Origin of the sequence: Kolteria novifilia (assembly GCA_007748055.1) — a bacterium.
GTDB classification, from domain to species: Bacteria; Planctomycetota; Planctomycetia; order Kolteriales; family Kolteriaceae; genus Kolteria; species Kolteria novifilia.
In genome coordinates this window covers 5,431,215-5,449,724 of sequence record CP036279.1, presented here as the reverse complement: position 1 = coordinate 5,449,724, position 18,510 = coordinate 5,431,215, and the positions used below count along the sequence as shown (strand labels likewise).

Sequence of the window (18,510 nt, the reverse complement as noted above, 5' to 3'; positions counted from 1 at the left end):
AGGACCTCAGTAGACGTAGAGGAATTCGTTGCTGTTGAAGAGGGCCAGGCACAGGTCCGCCAGGGCCCGAGTCCCCGGACCGACGTCCGCCGGCTTCGCATCGGGAACGTACTGTTCGAAGACAGGGAGGATCTCGTCGTACTCGAAACTCTTGCCCGAGAGTTCCTCGACCAACGACCGCGTGATCCGAGTCGGGTGGGTGACGATGTCCGGCCTCGCGCCGCGATGCTCCTGTTCCATCCGCCGGACGTAGTCGATCATCCGCGTTCGCTCGAGCCGTGACGGGGAGCGGCCGAACGCCAGCAGGAAAGCTCGCTCGACACGCTTCTCGAGGGTCGGGACCTCTCGCTCGAGTCGTTGCGCGAAGGCGATCGAGCGGTCGCTCATCACGTCGCTGTTCATCAGCGTGAAGGCCTGGGGCGATACCGCGGCGGCATCGCGGGCTTCGCACGACTCGTTCGGGTTCGGCTGGTTGAACACTTCGAAGAACGGGTTGGCTTGCCCGCGCACGCGGTAGGCGTAGATGCTGCGACGATGCCGCTGGGCCGGCGTTCGCGAAGGTTGGTAAGCCGGCGCCAAGGAGAACTGGATCATGCGAGGCTGAAGCGCGACCTCCATGTTGATCTCGGGCATGACCGGAAGGCCGCCGAGCGTCGGGTTGAGTTCCCCGGTCACGTGCAGCATGGCGTCACGCAACTCTTCGGCGCTGAGCCGTCGCGTCGGAAAATAGGCGAGCAGGTCGTTGCCGGGATCGACGCTGCCAAGCGAGTCGATCTGTGGATGGTGGCTCGACTGCTTGTAGGCCCGCGAGGTCATGATCAGTTTGTGAAGCCGCTTCATCCGCCAGCCGCGATCGACGAACTGCGTGCTCAACCAGTCGAGCAATTCGGGGTGCGTCGGCTTGGCTCCCTTGACGCCGAAGTTGTTCGGGTTGCCCGCGAGTGGCTTGCCGAAGTGGTGCTGCCAGATCCGATTGACGATCGCACGCGTGGTGAGCGGGTTGTTCTCGTGGGCGATCCAACGGGCGACGCCGAGCCGGCGGCCACGTAGCTCGCTCTCGACGAGGTAGGGATCCTCGGCCGACGGATCGACCGGATGGCCGAGCCCACTCAAGACGCCCGGCTGAACGATGTCGCCGGGCGCCTCGAGGGCTCCCCCCGTCAGGATATGGTTGACGAACTCGGTATTTGTTCTCCGCTTTCCGGGAACGCGGAGCTTGCGCGCGTTGAGAAACTTCGGATCGGGTCCGCTGTAGACACTCTGGGCCATTGGCTGATAGCGTTCCAAGCGGCGGGTCCAGATCCATTGATCCTGTTCCCGCACCTTGAGACGTCCGATCTCGTGATGATCGAGACCGACATGACGCGGCGGCTTTGACTCGTCGGGAAGGTTCTTGCGTTCCTCGTGCGGAACATAGTTGCTCCCGTGTTCCTGGTACCAGCGTCGCGCCGCCGCTTCCCGTTTCCGTCTGAGTGCTTCGGTTCGCTCGCTGGCGAAGGCGAGTAGTCGCTCGACATGAGTACGCCCCTCGTCAAACCCCTCGCGGTTCTCCTCGGGGAGAAACGACGCGGGTCGCTCGGCCAACTGCGTCGTCGCGAAGGCGGCGTACATGCGGTAGTAGTCGCGTGTCGGGATCGGGTCGAACTTGTGATCGTGGCATTTCACGCAACGCATCGTCGTCGCCAGAAAGGTCTGACCCACCGCGTTGACCACGTCGTCGATGTAGATCTGCCGCGCTTGCGGCTTCTTCACCATCGCCGGGTCCCAGGGGCCGAGCCGGAGAAATCCGGTTGCGACCAGGAGTTCCGGGTCGCGGCGACCAGGGGGCCGCTCCTCCCAGATCTCGTCGCCCGCGAGTTGTTCGACGATGAACTCATCGTAGGGCTTGTCGTCGTTGAAGCTGCGGATCACGTAGTCGCGATAGCGCCACATGTTCGAGCGTTCATAGTCGTTCGAATAGCCTCCCGTGTCGGCATAGCGAGCGACGTCGAGCCAGTGCTGGCCCCAACGCTCGCCGTAGTGGGGGCTCGCGAGCAGGCGGTCGATGAGTTGTTCCCACGCGTTATCGGGATTCGCCGACCACTCCTCGCGAAACGCGCTGATCTGTTCTGGGGTCGGGGGCAGGCCCGTCAGGTCGAAGGTCGCTCGTCGAATGAGCGTGACCGGATCGGCTTGAGCGGCGGGTTCGATGCTGGTCGGGGCCAGTCGCTTGGAGATAAAGTAGTCGACCGGATGCGTTCCCGTCGAGACCGGCGGGCGCTTCACGGGGCGAAACGCCCAAAGGTCCTCCGGCCGATAGCGCCGCAAGGTCCACTCGTCGGAGAGTCCCCCACTCGTGCGAACGAGAACACCCTCGTCGGTCGACTCGATCGCGGCCGCCTCCGCGCGGTGACGGCGCTGGGTCGCTTCGTCGGGCCAGGGGGCGCCGGCCACGATCCATGACTTCACCATCGCGATCTGGGCTTCGGTGAGCCGGTCATTCTCCTTGGGAGGCATCTCGAGGCCGTCCCAGCGAATCGCCTGGTAGAGCGGGCTCGCCTCGGGATCGCCGGGCACGAGCGCCGGTTCCTCGGATTCGCCTCCCTTGATCAACGCGGCCCGGCTGCGAACGTCCAGTCCGCCCTGGACGTCCTCGGTGTCGCCACCATGACAGCCAAGGCATTTCGCTTTGAGCAGGGGCAAGACCTTCAGGGTGAAGTTTCGTTCTGTGACGTGGTCGTCGGCCGATGCCGTCACGCCGAGCAGAAGGGCCGCGAGGATTGAGCGTAGCCTAAGGTTTGCCATGGTCGTAAAGGTCCTTGATCTCCTCGGGTGACAGCGCGGCGTCATAGAGGGCGAACTCGTCGAGACTGCCGTTGAGATTGCGGACGGCGAAACGGGGTTCGTCGCGCTTGGGCAAGTCCCAGTTACAAATCGAGGCGTTGCCGATGCGCACCGTCTCGACCAGGTATTCCTCGGGAATCGCCTCCTCGCTCAGCACCTCGCCGTTGAGGTAGTGGGTGACTTGGCGCCGATCGACGTCGTAGACGGTGGCGATCATCAGCCATTGGCCGCTGAGTTCGCTCGTCCAGAATGGGGGCGAGAAGTAGACATGCTTGTCCCGTTCGCCCTTGGAGCGATCGAACTTGTCCCGCTTCTTCACCGAGAAGAAGAGTCGGCCGTCGTCCATGATCTGCCAGTGGGGCTCTCCCTGCTCGTGCCCATCGGTGAGGAAGAGGGAGTTGTACCAGCGGTCGAGACTGTTGATCTTCACCCAGCAGAGCAGGGTCATTGAGCGATGTTCGCCGGGGACCGACAATCGCACGCGACTACCGGTGGGACTGAAGTCGAGGGCGCCGTTGGGCCGTCCAAAGCGATCCGGGGCGAGGGCGGCCGCGACGACCGCGCCTTCTCCGCTCTCACGTTCGCTGTTGGTCACCCGGTTGGCCAGTCGTCTGTCCGAGAGGTCACTCGCGCCGACCTGGTAGAAGGCCGAGAGCCGGGGATCGGCACGTCGCTCCTCGCTATGCTCGCGCCAGCGCCGCAGGCGTGACTCCTTGGTGGCTTGGAGCCGCTCGCGCAGTTCGTTGGGTCCGACAAAGTCGTCCGAGGTCGATCGGATCGTGCGCTCGTCGCCCGCGACGGAGGTGGCGGCCGATTGACCCTGATGCATGACTCTCTTGTCGTGGCCACGCGCTTGCCATTCGATCTCGCCGTCGAGGACATGGACATCCGAGCCCTCGTCGGTGACGTTGACTGCGAATTCCGTCCCGAGATCGACCACTTCGCCAGCCTCGGTCCTCAGGCGAAAGCCGCGCGCCGGTTCCGGGACGCGTGCCCGAACCTTTCCGCGGATGACCACCACCTCCATCGGCGAGCGGATCGCGAAACGGGCATCTCCCTCGACGACGAGCTGGACGCCGCTGAAGAGTTCGAGTTGAACCAAGCCGGCGCGAAGCCGAAGCTCCCCGGCCGGCACGAGACTCCCGTTGGCGAGTGTCCGGTCCTCGTCCCAGACCGCGTCCGACTGTCCGGAGACGATCGCGAACCCTTCGATGGTTCGTTCGTGGCTCTCCCCATGGTCGCTGGCCAAGCTCGGCGTCTGCCGCTGGGGGGCGTCGGGACCAGGCACCCCGGTCGACAGCCAGAGCATCACCAGCAGCGAAGCCGCGATCGCCGCCATGCCGACGAAGGCCCTCCGCCAGGTCCACCCGGCACGGGAAGAGTCGGTTGGCTTGGGGACATCGTTCGTCGAGGAAGGGGGAATCGCCGCCGCCTCGTTCTCCAGGAGAAGCGACAGAGAGACCCGCGCGAGGTAGTCACGACGCGCTTCGGGATCGACCGAAAGCTCGGCCTCGAGGCGGAGAAAGTCCGCTTCGGAGATCTCGTGCTCCAACAGAGCGTCGATGAGTCGTTGTCGTTCGGAGGGTGTCATCTCGCCGTCTCCCCAGCGTGAAGCTGGCGTTCCATGCACTCGAGCAACGCGGACCGCAGTCGATGAAGGGTTACTTTCAATCCCCCGACCGAGCGACCGATCATCGACGCGTAGTCCGCGAGTCGTTCCGTGGAGGCGTAGCGATGCAGCAGCAGTTCGCGATCGCGCGATCGGAGCTTGCCGAGGCACCGCTTCAAGGCCTCATGGCGTTCCTGAATGTCGTCGTGGGTGTCGGCCATCTCGGTGGCGATCACCTCTTGCAAATCGTCACTGAAGTACAGCTTGGCGTCGCGCGCCTGTTGTTTGCGATAGTTCAGGACCTCGAACCGCGCGATGCTAAAGGCCCACGCCCGAAAGTTCGTGCCGAGTTCGAACTCGGATCGCTTCTCCCAGATCTTCGCGTTGGTCTGTTGCGCGACGTCGCGCGCCGACGGGTCGCCCGGCAGGAGCGATCGGACGTAGAGCAAGATCGGCAGTTGGTGCGCGGTGAGCTCACTGACGAAAGTCGCGTCGTGATCGTCGTGCATGGGCTCTTCCATGCTTGGAAATGGAGGATCCAACGATAAGGTTAACAGAAATCCGAAAGAATCCGTCGAATGTCGGGGTGGAACGCCTCGCGCGTGGACCGCTTGGGTGACGTCCAGCGTCGGCGCTCGGGCGCGGGACGTTCGACCAGGCTTGGGCGTCGGATGAGAAGCCATCGACCTTGGAGGTCTTGGGGGCCCCAAGGGATTACATCGTTCGGACCGAAGGTGACCAAGGAAGCCTCTCATGCGAATTTGGATCGATGCCGATGCTTGCCCGCGCGAGATCAAGGAGATGCTCTTTCGGGCGGCGGAGCGGACCAAGACCCGGCTGACGCTCGTCGCCAATCAGCCGATGTGGACGCCGCGCACGGAACTGATCGACAGCATCCTGGTTCCCGGCGGCTTTGATGTTGCGGATCGTGAGATTGTCGATCAGGTCGATCCCGCCGATCTGGTCATCACCGCCGACATCCCGCTCGCGGCCGACGTCGTCGCCAAGGGGGCGACCGCCCTGAATCCTCGCGGCGAACTCTACACCGACGCAAACGTGGGGGACCGGCTCGCGACGCGCGACTTGATGCACGATCTTCGCGACGCCGGCGTCGTCTCGGGCGGGCCCTCGGGATTCAACGCCAAGCATCGTCAGGCCTTCGCGAATCAGCTCGATCGTTGGCTTACTCGAGCCAGGAAGTGACGGGGATGTTCCGGGGATGTTCCGGGGATGTTCCGGGGATCGACCGCTTGCGATTTCCCTAGGGGAATCGCAAGCGAGGGGCTATTCCGCCCATCGTATGCTTTGCGGTATGGTGGGGTGCCCGAAGATGGCTGACCATTCTCTCCTCGGAGCGTGCCGAAGAACGTGACCCCACCGAAACCGCCGAGCCTCGCCGAGGCACTGCTTGGCTTCATGGACCAATTTCGTCCTTTCCGTCCCGGGGCCTCCGGGCCGGGAGTCGATCGCCAGCGGCCCAACCCGATGCTCGACGGAGCCTTCGATCCCCGGACGGGTTGGCCGTTCGTCTTGCTGGATCACTTTCGTCCGCGTCCCGGGCGGGTGGCGAAACTGTGGTTCGTGCGGACGCGCAAGACGCCGCAAGTGATGGGCTCCGACCCGTGGCCCGACCTGGAGGTCATGCGCTTCGGCGCCGAGGGCGAACTCGTCGAACGCGGCGTCGATGAACTCTTGGCCGCGGTGGCGGGGCGGCCGGTCTACGTTCAGGTCCTCGGACTTGACGACCGAACATCTGGCGCTCGGCGGGTTGCTCTGGAGCCATGCCTGGCTCGATCATTACGGTGCGTTGCCGGAAAATGCGGTCCTGGTCGCGTTCGACTGGCCGAGCCATCGCATCCATTCCTTCGAACCGTCCGACTCCGAGGAAAAATGGCGCCGCTCACTCATCGCCGGGTACCACCTCGCGCTTCTCTTGACGGCGTTGCCCGAGGAGGCCCGCGTCTGTCTCCTGGGACAGAGCTACGGCGGCACCGTCGTGACGACAACTTGCCACCTCCTTGCCGGGGGGACGATCGCGGCTCGGCGAAAGGGGCCGGTCGGCGCGATCGAGGATCGTCGACCCGACCTCCGGGTCCGGGTGATTTCGGTCGCCGCGGCGTTCTGCCGTCATTGGCTCGTCCCCGGGAGAAGCTCGGGCGGGCACTCGAGGGGTGTGAGGCGTATCTCAACTACTTCAAACTCGCGCGATCGCGTCCTGCGGTTCCGCACCTTCTTCCCATGACCGGCTTCCGGTTGGTGCTCGGCTATCGGACGCTCAGTCCCCGGCAACGCGTCGCGCTTGGCGATCTCGAGCGGCGCTACCGCGACGTCGACCTCGCTCCGCACATCGGGCTGGCGGCATTCGCTGCTCTATCCGCTCTGCCTCCCCGAAATCGGCCGCTCAGATCGCTCCCTACACGTGGGCCAGCCAGGAGCCGCCCGTTCTCGAGCCGTAAGCCGGGCGGGCGGTCGTCCGTGTTGGGCGCGAACCCGAGCGGCGTGACGGCGTCTTACTTTGGGTAGTCGCGTTGTCGTGGTGGCAACGTCCATCGATTCCCGAGGAGGAACGACCCGACCGTCGAGCGAGGCATTCGAGAGCGATTCGGTCCCGTGCGCACGACGGCGCGGGAACGCTCTCTCTTTCCGGAGGACTCCGATCATGGCAACGACTTGCACCGAACGCCTCGCGCCCGCACTCGCGGCTAGTGTCTCCGGCGAAGACATCGCTCGCGGCGACTATGTCGCGATCATGGAAACCACGTTGCAGTGGCCGTCGTTCCTCTGGGATGGTGGTGGGGTGACGTTGTCGCCCAACGAGTTGGTGAGGACGCCGTACATCCCCCGCGATTCGGGGCAACCGTACAAGGTGATGGCGGTCTGTCTTCCCTTCGTCTACACGACCCGTCCTTGCGGCTCCACCAGGACGATCGACCTTCGCGAAACCCGCATCGTCCGCCTCGACGGCGACTGCGCCGAACTTGTTTGGAAGGCCCAACGTCCCGAGCGAAGGAAGAAGAAGTGAGCGGGGAGGCCGCTCGTCGTTGGCCAAGGGAGAGCCACATTCACGCTCCCTTGGCCAAGGGCAGCTTTTTCTTGCGCCTTCTTGAACCAGGGGGAAGTTGAGAACCGCGATCTCTCCCCCAGGCGAACGTCGTTGCCGTCACCAACCTCCCGCCCAACTGCTGGTACAATCCCGGAGAGCCAACAGTCGTTCCAGGGAGCACATCACGTGGCCGATAAGATCCCGCAGAAGTGTCCGGAGTGTGGCGGCTCGTTCACCGCGAAGAAGCTGACGACGACTTGCCCACATTGCGGCACCAAGACCGAACTCGGCATCGATGGCAATGCCCGCTACGCCTACGTCGCGCCCAAGCCCAACCAGGGCAAGACGTTCACCGCGACCGATCTGCTGAACGAGTTCTCGGCGAAGCACGTCAGCGGGCCGGGCATGCCCGACTTGATGGGGGTGAACAAGATCCTCAAGACGGTTTCGATCAATGACGTCTGCCCAGAATCGGGGATGACGCCGCTGCACTGGGCGATTGTCAACCGCAACAGGGCGGTCTTCTCCCTCTGCCTCGCCCGCGGTGCCGACGCCTCCAAACGGGGCACGGGAGAATACGAGATCGCCCCCATCGAACTGGCTCACCGCGAGGGGCTGACCGACTTCGTCGATCGCTTGGTCAGTCACGGGGCGAGTGCCGATGACGACATGCTTCGTCCCATCAAGGAGCAACGTCAAGTGGCCGCGGCGGCGACTCGCGAACGGGCTGCTGTTGTCAAGGAGACGATCGCTCGGCTGACGAAGGAGGGCAAGAGGGCGTGGTATCAAGAACAGGTCAAGCACTTCGAGGAGATTCTTGGCATCAAGTCGAGCGTCGCGCGCGGCCGTGGGATTCGGGCGTTCGAGAAGGTGCCCGTCAAGTCGCTCGCCGAGAAGAACCTCGGCATGGAGGAGTGGCTGATCAAACTTCACGACCTCGCCTTTGAAGGAGGAGCAACCCTCTTCTGCGAGAAGGGGCTCACCGTTTCCTCGAAGATTCGCCTTTTACTCGCGCCGACGAAGAGCGTGCTCGACGTCGTCGCGGTGTCGAACCTTCTGTCGCCCGACGAACCGGGCTGCGAGCGCGTCGATATCGGTCGGCAGCTTGAGAAGCTCTACGTGGAGTTGCCCTATCGGATTCTCGAATGCGGCCGCGATGGGGTCCTTGGCGACATTCGCGCGATGCCGGACGACCTTGAGGGACTCGCGAAGCGGCTCCTCGACATTTGCCCGCATTACGGCCAGACGCTGCAAGCCGGGAACGGCAAGCCGTGGGAGAAGGTCGACGATGTGACCGCGGTGAAGAACGATCTCACCGAGTCGCGCGGGTTTTTCCTGACGTGGGACTGAGGCGGTGGAGCCGACCTTCCGGTCGCGACGCGGTGGCCGACTATAGTGGTTTCCATTCGAGCGGCTTGGGCGGCGCGGGAGCGACTTCGATGACGAAGTGGTTTTCGCTGGGGGCGACGGTGCGCTCAAGGCCGGAGGTGCCGTACTGACGGAAACGCGGGTCGATCGTCTGATGGGCGTGCGTGGGACGGTGCTTGGCGAGCCGGTCGTCGATCATGTGCTGCATGACGATGATCCCATGAGGGCCTTCGCGTGCCCCCGCGCGATCGCCGGTGGTGAGGGTGAAGGTTCCATCGGTCGCGATCTTGCCGCGAGCGTTCTGTCCTTTGTCCCTCGGCGAGAATTCGATGATTCCCCCCGCGACCGGTTCGCCGTCGGGGAAGACGACCTTGCCGGTGACGGGCCAGGTCGTGGGACCGGCGGGACCGCACGCCGGGACCGCGAGCAAGGCGGCCGCGAGGATCACGAGGCGCGGCGGGACGGACGAATGTCGGGGCATCGGTGCTCCTCGATCAGTGCTACTCGGTGATCTCGCCGTCGGCGCGGTTGGTGTAGCGTCCCAGGAGTTCGGTGTTGACGAGATTGCCCACCGACTCGACATGGCCATCGGCGAACGCGAAATGGCAGACGCCGGGATGCCAACTGCCGAAGGCGAAGAGGCCGAGACCGAGGACATCGTCGTCGGGGCCTTGGGCGAGGGGCAGGCCAGGGCCCCCGGCACGGCTCGAGTTGTAGAAGCGACTGCCGTCGTACATCGGGCCGTTCTCGGGTGTCGTCGCGAGCTTGCCGCGTGGGACGTGCATTTCGCCGACGAGGAAGGTGTTGCTGGTGCCGTCGTCGATATCGCGATAGGCGACGCGGTCGTACCAACTGCGTGGAGTGGAGCCGTCGCAGATGCCGCGACTGGAGATGATGACGCCGGTGCCGCGACCGCCGAAGTAGAAGTCTTCGGGCCCGCCGGTCGAACCGGGGGAGAGATCGCCGTGATTGCCGGCATAGTCGCTGACGGCGCCGCCGACGATCGTCTCGCCGGGAAAGGAGCAACCGCACGGCAGCATCAACGGGGGCGTCGTGCCGCCGGGAACCTTCGCTTGACTGGCCGCTCGGCGTGTCGGGCAGACGAAACTCGCCACGATGTGCTCGCGCGCGGCCGCCGAGTTGTCTTCGTAGCGAGCGGTCAAGTCCCACTGGTCGGCGGCGGCCTGTTGGTCGAGAAAGGGGAGCAGTTGGGCGATCCACGAGGGGTGCTCGCCGCCACAATCGAGTTCCGGAGGGTCGACGCCGGTGGGGAGGTTGACGATCCGCGCGGGCGGGAAGGCTCCGTGCATGTCGCAGAAGGAGGCGGTGGCGTGGGCGATCTGCTTGAGGTTGTTGGCGCACTGGGCGGCTCGAGCCGACTCGCGCGCTTGTTGGACCGCGGGGAGCGTCATCGACACCAGGACCCCGACGATCGCGATCACGACCAAGAGTTCGACAAGGGTCATCGCGCGCCGGACCGGAAGACGCGGTCGGCGCCGATCGCGTCGGGCGATGATAGCGGCACGATTCATGAAGATTCCTCTAACCTCTATTCTCCAATACGGAACTCGACCTGTCCAGGTTGGAACAAATCGCGTAGGGACGTTGCCACCGTCGTCGATGGAGTGGTCGTGACATTCGTTGCGAGCAGACGTTGGCGGACACGACGGGGGAGATCATTCGGAGGCGATGTCGCCCCAGGCACGCTTATCGATATCGGTGAGATGACGGTTCAAAACGGAGACGCAGGCTGCGAGTCGCGTTCACATCAGTCTAAGAAGGGTTTCGTAGTTTCCGTGCTCGCACTTCCAATCGGCGTAGCAACCGACCAAGCCACAGGAGGCGCAGCGGCAACCGATGTAAGTCCAGCGGACTTCCTCCGCGAGGGAATCGTCGTCCCGGCGATAGCGATGGACGCCGGCGGTCAGTTGGAAGTGGCTCGAGCCGCAGATGCAGACGTGGGAGGTTAGCTTGGCCTCCTCGGCGAAGCCGGCGCTGTCGGCCATGAAGCGTTCATGTCGGCAGCTCCCGCAGCGCCGTACCGCGACCCCCGCCTCCTCGTCGGAATGGAATTCGAAGCCGTCGCTCCCACAGGCGCAGCGGATGTCGACGAAGCTGTCGATCGGATAACCGGTCGAGAGACCGTAGTTGGCCATCTCGATCCGCAGATCGGCATGGTCGTCGCCGTAGGTGTAGTCGCCGTCATCTCGGAGCATGATGTCATCTCGCAAAAGCATGGTCGGCGCGAAGGGACACATGGAGAGGAACGTCGGATCGTCTTCGCCGGCGCGAATGCCGTCGAGCTCCAACGATCGTGCCCCCTCCCGTTCGGCTACGTTATCACATGTGGGCCGGAGAGAGGAGGGGACACGCGCAAGAGAACGCAGCCAGTTGAGTCCTGATGGGCAAGTTCGTTGTCGGAAACCTCGACCAGTATTCGTGTGGGAGCCTACTGAATCACAGCGGCTTCGCGCCTGCCCACGGCGAGCGTGAGTCTCTTGAACATGCCCACGGCGAGCATGAGCATGGCGCCCAAGAGGGTCTTGGCGCCCAAGAGATCTTTTGGCGATGAATTGACCTTTCGCGACACTAGTTTGCTGGTCCATCGGAAGTCTGGGTGCCACTTGCTGCTTGTCAGCCAGTGCCAAGAGATTGGGCCCATTGCAACGCAAACTTTCCGTTGGACCCGAGCACGAGCAGCCCGTTGATCTATTCGCTGCCGGTTACGAACGGCCCTCTTGGCCAATTTCCGCATTGTCGAAACTCGACGAATCTACGGATTCGCCTGCGTTTCTTCTCCTCGATTTTGGCCAACATCGCTCGTTCTCGTCTTGGTCCGCTTAATTCAACGGGCTGCTAGGAGCGATCGTCGTTGTCCGTTTCGCTTGGACCGTCGATCTGTTCGGGGCGAAGTTCACCCGAGTCGGCGAGTGATTCCTTGACGTAGTCCTCGAAGCGCTGCCGACGTTCACGCTCCGTGTCGGCGGGGAGCGTTGATCCCGGCGTCGCGTCTCCCGTCACTGACTTGGGCCCTAAAAAGTCGGAGAAGTCGCTGGCGGCGAGCCACTGGGAGGAACGAAGCGGATCGTCGCCCTCGGAGGACTGGTCGGAGTCGCCGGTCTCTCGGAAGGGGACGTTGACGACCTTGTTGCCGTCGCCGCCGGCACGGCTTTCCTCGTTGCGGGACGGAAATCCTGATGCGTCGTTTCTGGAGTCGCGATTGGGAAAGACCCAGCCCTCGAGGGAGTTGCTTCGTCGCGGTTCGGCCATGTCGGTCGCGGTTAGCTCCCGATCGGTGACCGAGTCGTCGGTGGCCGGAGGAGAGACCAGACTCGAGGGAGTCCCTCCATCGTTGGGTCGTTCGAGCGCGGAGCCCGAATCGTAGACCCAGTCCCGGAGCGATCCCGGGGTCGCGGGCACGTCGGCGGGGGACTTCCCACATTGGCCAAGGAATCGCGAGGCGAGCCGATCGATCGGCTCGGTGGAGGACGCCGAGATTCTGCAGACGGTTTCGACGCAGCGGGCAAGAACCTCTTCGACCTGGACGAGCGGCCAAGGGTGTACTCGCGACGTCGGCGTGAGGACCAGTCCGATCGAGGGGGCCGCGTCGAGCCGGGCGGTGCTCGACTCCTCGCTGATCCAGTTGGCGTAGCCACGTTCGGGCAGTTTCGGTTTCGTGTGGTCGTCGAGGGCGAGTTCGCCCTGGCCCATCATCACGGCGAGGTCGACCGCCGACTGATAGTTGGAGAGGTGGGTTGGACCGAGTCCCTTGCGGATGGCATTGCTGACGACTTGTGCCGCGAGCGAGTGGGGGGACCGTTGAGAGAGACGCCGCATCTTCCGATGGCTGACCACGAGCGAACAGAGGAGAAGCTTCGCGGTCGCCGACCTCACGTCACCGATGAGGGTGCTGCCGAGAGCGGTTCGTTCGGTCTGGTCGGGAGCGGCGACCCAGAGGGCGGCCATGGCGGTGGCGATCTCGGTCTCTCGGTCGAACGTGATGACGTCGCCGGCCTCGAGCGCGCAAAGAGAGACGACCGTCCACCAGATCGCGCCGCTCTCTTCGAGTTCGGCGACGGCCTCGCGAAGTCGCTGCTGCCAAGAGTCGATGTCCGAGAGGATGGGATGCTCGTGGGCGGTCCTGGCTTCGCGGTGCTTGGCGAGGGCCTGCTCGAGTTCCTTGTAGCGGCGGACGCCCTCCTCGTGCATGCGCCGGGCGTCGGCGTGCATGGTCCGCGACTCGTCGGCCCGCTTTTCGATCTCGGGTAGGTGGGTGGCGAAGACCTCGCGCAATTGAGACCGCAAATTCTCGAAGAGGGAGCCATCGCCGGCGGAAAGCTCGGGGCGACTTTCCTCGAGGTGGTCGGCCGCCTCCGCGAGGGCTTGCCTCAGCTTCGCCAGTTTCTGTTCCAGTTCGTCGAACATCGGGTCCTCACCGGTCTGGGCGAATCTTCCCTGTAGTATGGGAACGAGGGCGGCGATCGCCAGTTACTATAGCCACGCCATCTCCGAAATGATGCTCGCGATACCGGCCGCCTCGGTGGCCAGATCGTCGATCTCCTCGTTTCCGGCTTGCTCGATCGAGCTGGCGATGACCTGTCCGGCGGCCGCCAAATTGGCCGCTTCCAGGCCGCTGACGATCGGCGCGTCGAAGCTGATCTCCTCGGCGGCGGAGATCGTCAACGTGCCGAGGGACTCGATGTTGATGGCGGTTCCCGTGAGCGTCAGCGTGCCGTTGTTGAGACTGACGACGCAGGTGGGGGGGATCGGAAGGCACTTGTTGCGAGATTGCAAGGTAAGGACCTTCGAGGCGACCATCGTGGTTCCGGCCGCGGTGGCGTTGAGATTGAAGAACGTCCCGGAATTGGCGATGCCCGTATTCTTGGACGTGAGATCGAACTGGTTCTTGGCCATCAAGAGCGTGTGGCCGTAGTCGCCGTAGCTGTCCTTGTTGATCCTGATCTCACCCTCGGCGGTGGTGGTCAGCTCCGCGCCGGTGATCGATTGCGGAATCGCCGACGGATTGCCCAAGGTGAGCGTCGCTTCCTCGGTGCCGATCATGGAGTAGCCATCTTCGACGACGAGCGTTTGCTGGGTGTTCAGTTTGCGAACGGTGTAGGTGTCGGTCTGTCCCAGGTTGATCGAGTGACTAGCGCCCGTGACGCGGAGGGCTTGCGAGTTGCCGTTGGACAAGCCGAAATCGAGGAGCAATTCGGTCGAGTTTTCCAGTTGGCTTCCCGCCTGGCCAAAGTAGCTCATCGCGGTTTGGAAGTTCCCATTACCGGCGTTGGTCGCGCCGCTCTTGATGCAGCCCAGTAGCGACAGGGTCGCGTCGTAGGCATAAGTGGCTTGCGCCGTCAGACGCATGATGAGGATCATCACTTCCTTGACGAGTTCGGAGATCGCCGCGGCGGTCAGGCCGGTGTAGTTCGGGTTGCCCATCGTTAGGAAGAACTGCAAGCCGTTGATGATCGCGTAAATCGCCATGAAGGGATTCAGGAGCGTACGGTTGTAGTAGTTGAACGTCGGACCGCCGTGACAGGTGTACCGCGTGCCGTAGTGAAGGAAATTCTCGTGCCCGAGCGTCGTGTAAGTCGAACCCGCCAGCGAGGCGAAGGGGGCTGCGGCCGCGAAGGGGGTGAGTAGGAACGAGAGGGTCGGGTCGATCGTCATCCGGCTGAAGTTGCCGACGGTGACGTCTTGGGACAGGCCGAGCACACCGTCGAGCGCGGCACCGGTGGTCAACTGGGTTCGCACCGTCGGATGGGTCGCGGTCGTCTTCAAATCCGACCAGGAGTTGAAGGCCCAGTTCTCCTTGGGAACGTCGCTGACCTGGATCTTTTGGTACGTTGAGGAATCGCCGCCCGATCCCGCGCCGCTGCCGGAGTCACTGATCAGGGCGTTGCTGGGTGGATGAATGAAGGGCAACCCACCGACCAGCGAGACACGCGCGTCGCGGTGGGTCTCGACGAACTTGCCACCGTAGTCGTGACCGGCGTTGTCCTTCGCCTGGAGATGGTAGGTGCCATCGGAGCGGACTTGCACCGCCGGTTGGGAGGACTGATCGTCGAACATCAAGCCGTGGAAGTCGGTGCCTTGATGCGTCTTCGACTTGATCATGAACCGGGTCCGTTCCTCCGGCAAGCTCGCGGGGGCAGGCTGGGACGAGTTGTAGACCGAACCAGCGACGAAGGGCTGATCGGGGTCGCCGTCGTGAAAGTCGACGATGACCTCTTGCCCGACGCGCGGCAGGGCGAGCATGCCCCACTGGCCGCCGGCCCATGACTGCGAGACGCGCATCCAGCACGAGGTCTGTTCGCCATCCTCGGGCAGGGACCAGGGGAAGGTCACCTTGATGCGGCCATACTTGTCGGTGTGAATCTCCTCCCCCTCGGGGCCGACGACGCGGGCGCTGTGCGGGCCGTTCATCCGCGGGATCGGTGTCTTCTTCGGCGGGCGAAAGTGCCACTCGGCGTCGATGGCGCGGAACTGGGTCTGGTAGACGTCCCCGTCGAGGTCGTGCTCGACCTCGGTCAGCAGATAGCGGCCGTCATCCTCCCCCTCGGCGGGGGTGTCGGTCAGCGTGAAGCTGCTGCCGGCGCTGAAGTGGGGGATGTTGGCCGTCCCGACGAGCTGGTCGGTATCGGCCCGAGCCCGTTCGGCCTCCATCTCCGCCGCTCGCCCTAGGAGCATGTCGATCCAGCCAAGCTGCTCGGGTTGCTCTTGCCGCTGGGGGCCGACGCTGTCGAGTCGATGGGCCGCACCCGCGAGGGGACGGCGGACCTCGAGGTGCTTGGGCCAACCTTCGGTCACGTCACCGGGGAGGGAATGGACCGCGCTGGGCGCTTGGTTGGCGATCTCGTGGGCGTAGTCCTCGTGCGTGAACGACGTGCTGCGCAGTTGCAGCACGCGCTCGACACGCGAGACACAGGGACGCCGATGTTGCTCCTCGATCGCGATCGCGTCGAAACCGACCGTTCCCGACTCCGGGGAGTTCGGCCAGGAGACCGTCGGGGCTTCCAGCGACGTGTCGGCGAGAATGAGCCGTTCCGTTGAATCGCCCTGCTCGAAGCGGTAGAAGATCCCCTCTTCCTCCATCAGCCGGGAGAGGAACGCCCAGTCGGACTCCTGGTACTGAGCGCAGTAGTTGTGGGGGAAGTAGTCGCGGCGGAGCTGCGGCTTGACGTCAACGTCGGCCAGCGCGGCTTCGAGGATCTCGGGGGCCGTCTTCTGCTGAAAGATCCGGCTGCGCAGACGAAGGGTCAGGGCCCGGATCCGTGGTGCCAGTGTGATGACATAGCGTCGCCGGTGGCCGACCGGATCGGGTTCTCGACGCACGTCCCAGCAGATGCCGTGGACTCGTCGGCCGCTCTCGCGCGGCGGCTGGGAGGGGTCGCCGGCGGCAGCCTCTTCGGTGACGATCCAATCGGGGAAGAGCCGCAGCGACAGCGGCCGTCCGAGAAGGCCGCGGACATCGAGCCGCTGCTCGGGCGGGAGCGTCAAGACGATGGTGAACTCGTAGAGTTCGGAGATCGCCTCGCGTCCCCGGAGTTGATGAACCCAGTAGGTCTTTCCCTCGAGTGGGACTTCGAGCGCCGCGCTAGCACCGCGCTGACTGAGAGAGGACATGATGGACCCCTTCGAATGGGATGACTTCATCCCGCGAACGCCATCTCGCGGCGAAGCTCTCTTCCCCGTGAACAATCGAGGAGGGTCGGTTCCGATTGGGCCGGCGCATGCCCCGCGATCGACCTCGGTACTCTCCAGAACCTTATACGTTCAATGAATGCGAATTGATGCGTCAAGCCGGGACGAATCCCCCGCGCAAGGGTGGCGAAAGAGAGCCGACGGCGTAGGGAGGGGAAGGGGCTCTTGGTTGATTGGTTCGGTCGGTGCGACATCGCGCATCGAGCCGCGCCGGCTTCGGAAGACTTCGGTCGTCACCCCTCCCTCGGAGAGAGGGGCATCAGGTTATCTCGTGTTCCGATGGGTTCATTCATTGCCAAGAGATCTCTTGGCTGCAATGCCCACGCTTGCCGTGGGCATGCGGAAAACGCCTGAGATTGGGCCATCCTCCGCACGGCCTGCGTGCCGAGATTTCATGAACGAATGTGCCAATCGGGACACTAGGCTCATTTCAAAAGTAGGTCGTCGGCCCGAAGCTCAGCCAATCGGTGCGGGTCGAGGAGGGCGAAGCAGCTGGATTCGTCGATGCAGCCCGACAAAGTCCCGCGCCGATGCAGCGAGTCGAAGCCAGAGCCGAGTCTTGAGACGGAGCCTAGTGCTCTGTTCCAACTTGAAGATGGTGTCGGTGCGACCCGAACCCTTGGGCACGGGCTGACAAGCAGCCAGTGGCCCCCCAAGAGTTGGATGGACCAGAGCGCTAGCCGTTCTCCGCCTCTTGCAGCGACTCGAGGATCGCCTCGTCGAGATCCTTGAGCTTGCGGGCGACGACGGCGACGTAAAAGAGCGGCTCGCCGGTGACCGAGACGCGGTGTTGATAGCGGCGGTAGCAGAGCATCTGGATGAAGCCGTCGTGGCTGAGGCGGCGGATGAGCCGGCTGAATCCGCTGGTGTCGCGCTCACGGAGGAAGTCCTCCTTGATGTTGAACGCGAGCCAACCGGGCGTCGAAATCAGGTCGAGTCCCTTCGCGAAGGCGAGGGGCGGGATGTCGCCGAAGCCGCACGCCGCGACCGTCGTCAGGCAATTGGCGTCGGCTTGGCGGAGCGTGTGCTCCTCCGGTTCGGGGCAATCGGTCAAGTCCGCGACGCGATAGTCCTCGTAGACCTCGGGGCGATCGCGTTCGGTCGCCTCTTTCGCTTCGGGAATGATGTCGACGCCGACGATCGAGTCGATGCCGCGATCGTGCAACTCGTCGCCGACCATGCCGTTGCCGGCGCCGAGGTCGAGGACGCGCAGATCACCCAGGTTCTCGCCGTACTCTTGAACGACACTCTGGAGCAGGTTGGCGATGTAGCTGGGCGAGCAACACTCGAGCTCTTCGTAAAAGATCTGTTCGTAGAGACCGGGAACTTCGAAAACCCGTCCATAGTCGTGAAAACGGATACGTCGTCTCTTGCCGTTGATCTCGACTTCGCACCATTCCTTGTCTTGGCCGAGATCGTCAGCTTTGTTCGGCAGTCGAATCTCCGAGACATCCGACTCGATGTCCTCGAGGCGTTTTCGCCAAACGGTATCGGTAGCCAATTGAGGTTGGGGCATGGGCATGGGACCTTTCGTGTCACGTTGATAGCGGACCATCGTTGTGGTCGCTTCGAGGTGTCGATTCGCGAGCCAAGCCAATGCGAACATCACACAGACTGGGGAAGCGGCGAGCGCGTGAAGTCGTCGCCACCGACTTTTTTCTATCGATTCTCGGTTCCCCTCCAAACCGGTAGCATGCGTCTCCACGGGTGGCGTCGTCGGTTCATCGTGCAAGGATGGTGTCTCTTCTGACCTTACGGCTTTTGAGGAGTCTCTCGATCCGCCCGCCGCGAGGACGTAGCTGAGGGGCTCTAGGGAAAACATGGGGGCTGGCAGTCCGTTGATCTATCCGCTGCCGGCTACGAATGGCCCTTTTGTGCAATCTCCGCGTCTGAAAAACTCGACGAATCGACGGCGTTGCTTGCGTTTGTTCTCCTTGATCTTGGCCAATATCGCTCGTTC

The 18,510-nt window shown here is 63.7% G+C and carries 13 protein-coding genes; 4 read left to right on the top strand and 9 right to left on the bottom strand.

What is annotated here, in order from left to right:
* Positions 1-6 precede the first annotated feature (6 nt).
* From Pan216_RS19965 to Pan216_RS19955, 3 genes are read right to left on the bottom strand one after another with little or no spacing between them, the layout of a single operon-like run.
* Complete coding sequence (locus tag Pan216_RS19965) at positions 7-2,784, bottom strand: PSD1 and planctomycete cytochrome C domain-containing protein (protein WP_145260706.1); 2,778 nt, start codon at positions 2,782-2,784, stop codon at positions 7-9.
* Complete coding sequence (locus tag Pan216_RS19960; RefSeq protein WP_145260704.1) at positions 2,771-4,414, bottom strand: LamG-like jellyroll fold domain-containing protein; 1,644 nt, start codon at positions 4,412-4,414, stop codon at positions 2,771-2,773. The genes Pan216_RS19965 and Pan216_RS19960 overlap by 14 nt, the downstream gene beginning before the upstream one ends.
* Entirely contained in the window at positions 4,411-4,941 is a 531-nt protein-coding gene (locus tag Pan216_RS19955) for a sigma-70 family RNA polymerase sigma factor (protein ID WP_419192768.1), read from the bottom strand. The genes Pan216_RS19960 and Pan216_RS19955 overlap by 4 nt, the downstream gene beginning before the upstream one ends.
* Before the next feature lie 244 nt (positions 4,942-5,185).
* Between Pan216_RS19955 and Pan216_RS19950 the strand changes: the two genes are divergently transcribed.
* The 4 genes from Pan216_RS19950 to Pan216_RS19935 all read left to right on the top strand — a co-directional run bounded on the left by Pan216_RS19950 (position 5,186) and on the right by Pan216_RS19935 (position 8,825).
* Complete coding sequence (locus Pan216_RS19950) at positions 5,186-5,635, top strand: YaiI/YqxD family protein (RefSeq protein WP_145260701.1); 450 nt, start codon at positions 5,186-5,188, stop codon at positions 5,633-5,635.
* A gap of 535 nt (positions 5,636-6,170) precedes the next feature.
* Positions 6,171-6,674 carry a hypothetical protein gene (locus Pan216_RS19945; protein WP_145260700.1) on the top strand — a complete coding sequence of 168 codons (504 nt, stop codon included), beginning with the start codon at positions 6,171-6,173 and terminating at the stop codon, positions 6,672-6,674.
* A 417-nt stretch (positions 6,675-7,091) separates the two neighbouring features.
* Positions 7,092-7,454 (top strand): hypothetical protein, encoded by a 363-nt coding sequence (locus Pan216_RS19940; RefSeq protein ID WP_145260699.1) that lies wholly within the window; start codon positions 7,092-7,094, stop codon positions 7,452-7,454.
* A gap of 207 nt (positions 7,455-7,661) precedes the next feature.
* Positions 7,662-8,825: a hypothetical protein gene (locus tag Pan216_RS19935; RefSeq protein WP_145260698.1), complete on the top strand. Its 1,164-nt coding sequence runs from the start codon at positions 7,662-7,664 to the stop codon at positions 8,823-8,825.
* Positions 8,826-8,865: 40 nt separating this feature from the next.
* On the opposite strand, the gene Pan216_RS19930 is transcribed toward Pan216_RS19935, so the two are convergent.
* From Pan216_RS19930 to Pan216_RS19905, 6 genes are all read right to left on the bottom strand, one after another.
* A complete protein-coding gene (locus Pan216_RS19930) occupies positions 8,866-9,324 on the bottom strand; it encodes a carboxypeptidase regulatory-like domain-containing protein (RefSeq protein WP_145260697.1) in 459 nt (152 codons plus the stop codon).
* A gap of 19 nt (positions 9,325-9,343) precedes the next feature.
* Positions 9,344-10,375 carry a DUF1559 family PulG-like putative transporter gene (locus Pan216_RS19925; RefSeq protein WP_145260696.1) on the bottom strand — a complete coding sequence of 344 codons (1,032 nt, stop codon included), beginning with the start codon at positions 10,373-10,375 and terminating at the stop codon, positions 9,344-9,346.
* 231 nt (positions 10,376-10,606) lie between these two features.
* On the bottom strand, positions 10,607-11,059 hold the full coding sequence (locus Pan216_RS19920) for a hypothetical protein (RefSeq protein WP_145260695.1): 453 nt from the start codon (positions 11,057-11,059) through the stop codon (positions 10,607-10,609).
* A 640-nt stretch (positions 11,060-11,699) separates the two neighbouring features.
* The gene (locus tag Pan216_RS19915) at positions 11,700-13,268 is read right to left on the bottom strand and encodes a coiled-coil domain-containing protein (RefSeq protein ID WP_145260694.1); all 1,569 of its coding nucleotides are present in this window, start codon (positions 13,266-13,268) and stop codon (positions 11,700-11,702) included.
* Positions 13,269-13,334: 66 nt separating this feature from the next.
* Positions 13,335-16,472, bottom strand: a complete 3,138-nt coding sequence (locus Pan216_RS19910; protein WP_419192767.1) for a type VI secretion system Vgr family protein — start codon at positions 16,470-16,472, stop codon at positions 13,335-13,337.
* Positions 16,473-17,226: 754 nt separating this feature from the next.
* A complete protein-coding gene (locus tag Pan216_RS19905; RefSeq protein WP_145260692.1) occupies positions 17,227-18,066 on the bottom strand; it encodes a class I SAM-dependent DNA methyltransferase in 840 nt (279 codons plus the stop codon).
* Between the last annotated feature and the right edge of the window lie 444 nt (positions 18,067-18,510).

Excerpts from the sequence above, each read along its gene's own strand:
- Pan216_RS19950 (WP_145260701.1), top strand. The coding sequence starts at position 5,186 with ATGCGAATTTGGATCGATGCCGATGCTTGCCCGCGCGAGATCAAGGAG.
- Pan216_RS19915 (WP_145260694.1), bottom strand. The coding sequence starts at position 13,268 with ATGTTCGACGAACTGGAACAGAAACTGGCGAAGCTGAGGCAAGCCCTC.
- Pan216_RS19955 (WP_419192768.1), bottom strand. The coding sequence starts at position 4,941 with ATGCACGACGATCACGACGCGACTTTCGTCAGTGAGCTCACCGCGCAC.
- Pan216_RS19905 (WP_145260692.1), bottom strand. The coding sequence starts at position 18,066 with ATGCCCCAACCTCAATTGGCTACCGATACCGTTTGGCGAAAACGCCTC.
- Pan216_RS19925 (WP_145260696.1), bottom strand. The coding sequence starts at position 10,375 with ATGAATCGTGCCGCTATCATCGCCCGACGCGATCGGCGCCGACCGCGT.
- Pan216_RS19965 (WP_145260706.1), bottom strand. The coding sequence starts at position 2,784 with ATGGCAAACCTTAGGCTACGCTCAATCCTCGCGGCCCTTCTGCTCGGC.
- Pan216_RS19960 (WP_145260704.1), bottom strand. The coding sequence starts at position 4,414 with ATGACACCCTCCGAACGACAACGACTCATCGACGCTCTGTTGGAGCAC.
- Pan216_RS19910 (WP_419192767.1), bottom strand. The coding sequence starts at position 16,472 with ATGTCCTCTCTCAGTCAGCGCGGTGCTAGCGCGGCGCTCGAAGTCCCA.
- Pan216_RS19920 (WP_145260695.1), bottom strand. The coding sequence starts at position 11,059 with ATGCTCCGAGATGACGGCGACTACACCTACGGCGACGACCATGCCGAT.
- Pan216_RS19930 (WP_145260697.1), bottom strand. The coding sequence starts at position 9,324 with ATGCCCCGACATTCGTCCGTCCCGCCGCGCCTCGTGATCCTCGCGGCC.
- Pan216_RS19940 (WP_145260699.1), top strand. The coding sequence starts at position 7,092 with ATGGCAACGACTTGCACCGAACGCCTCGCGCCCGCACTCGCGGCTAGT.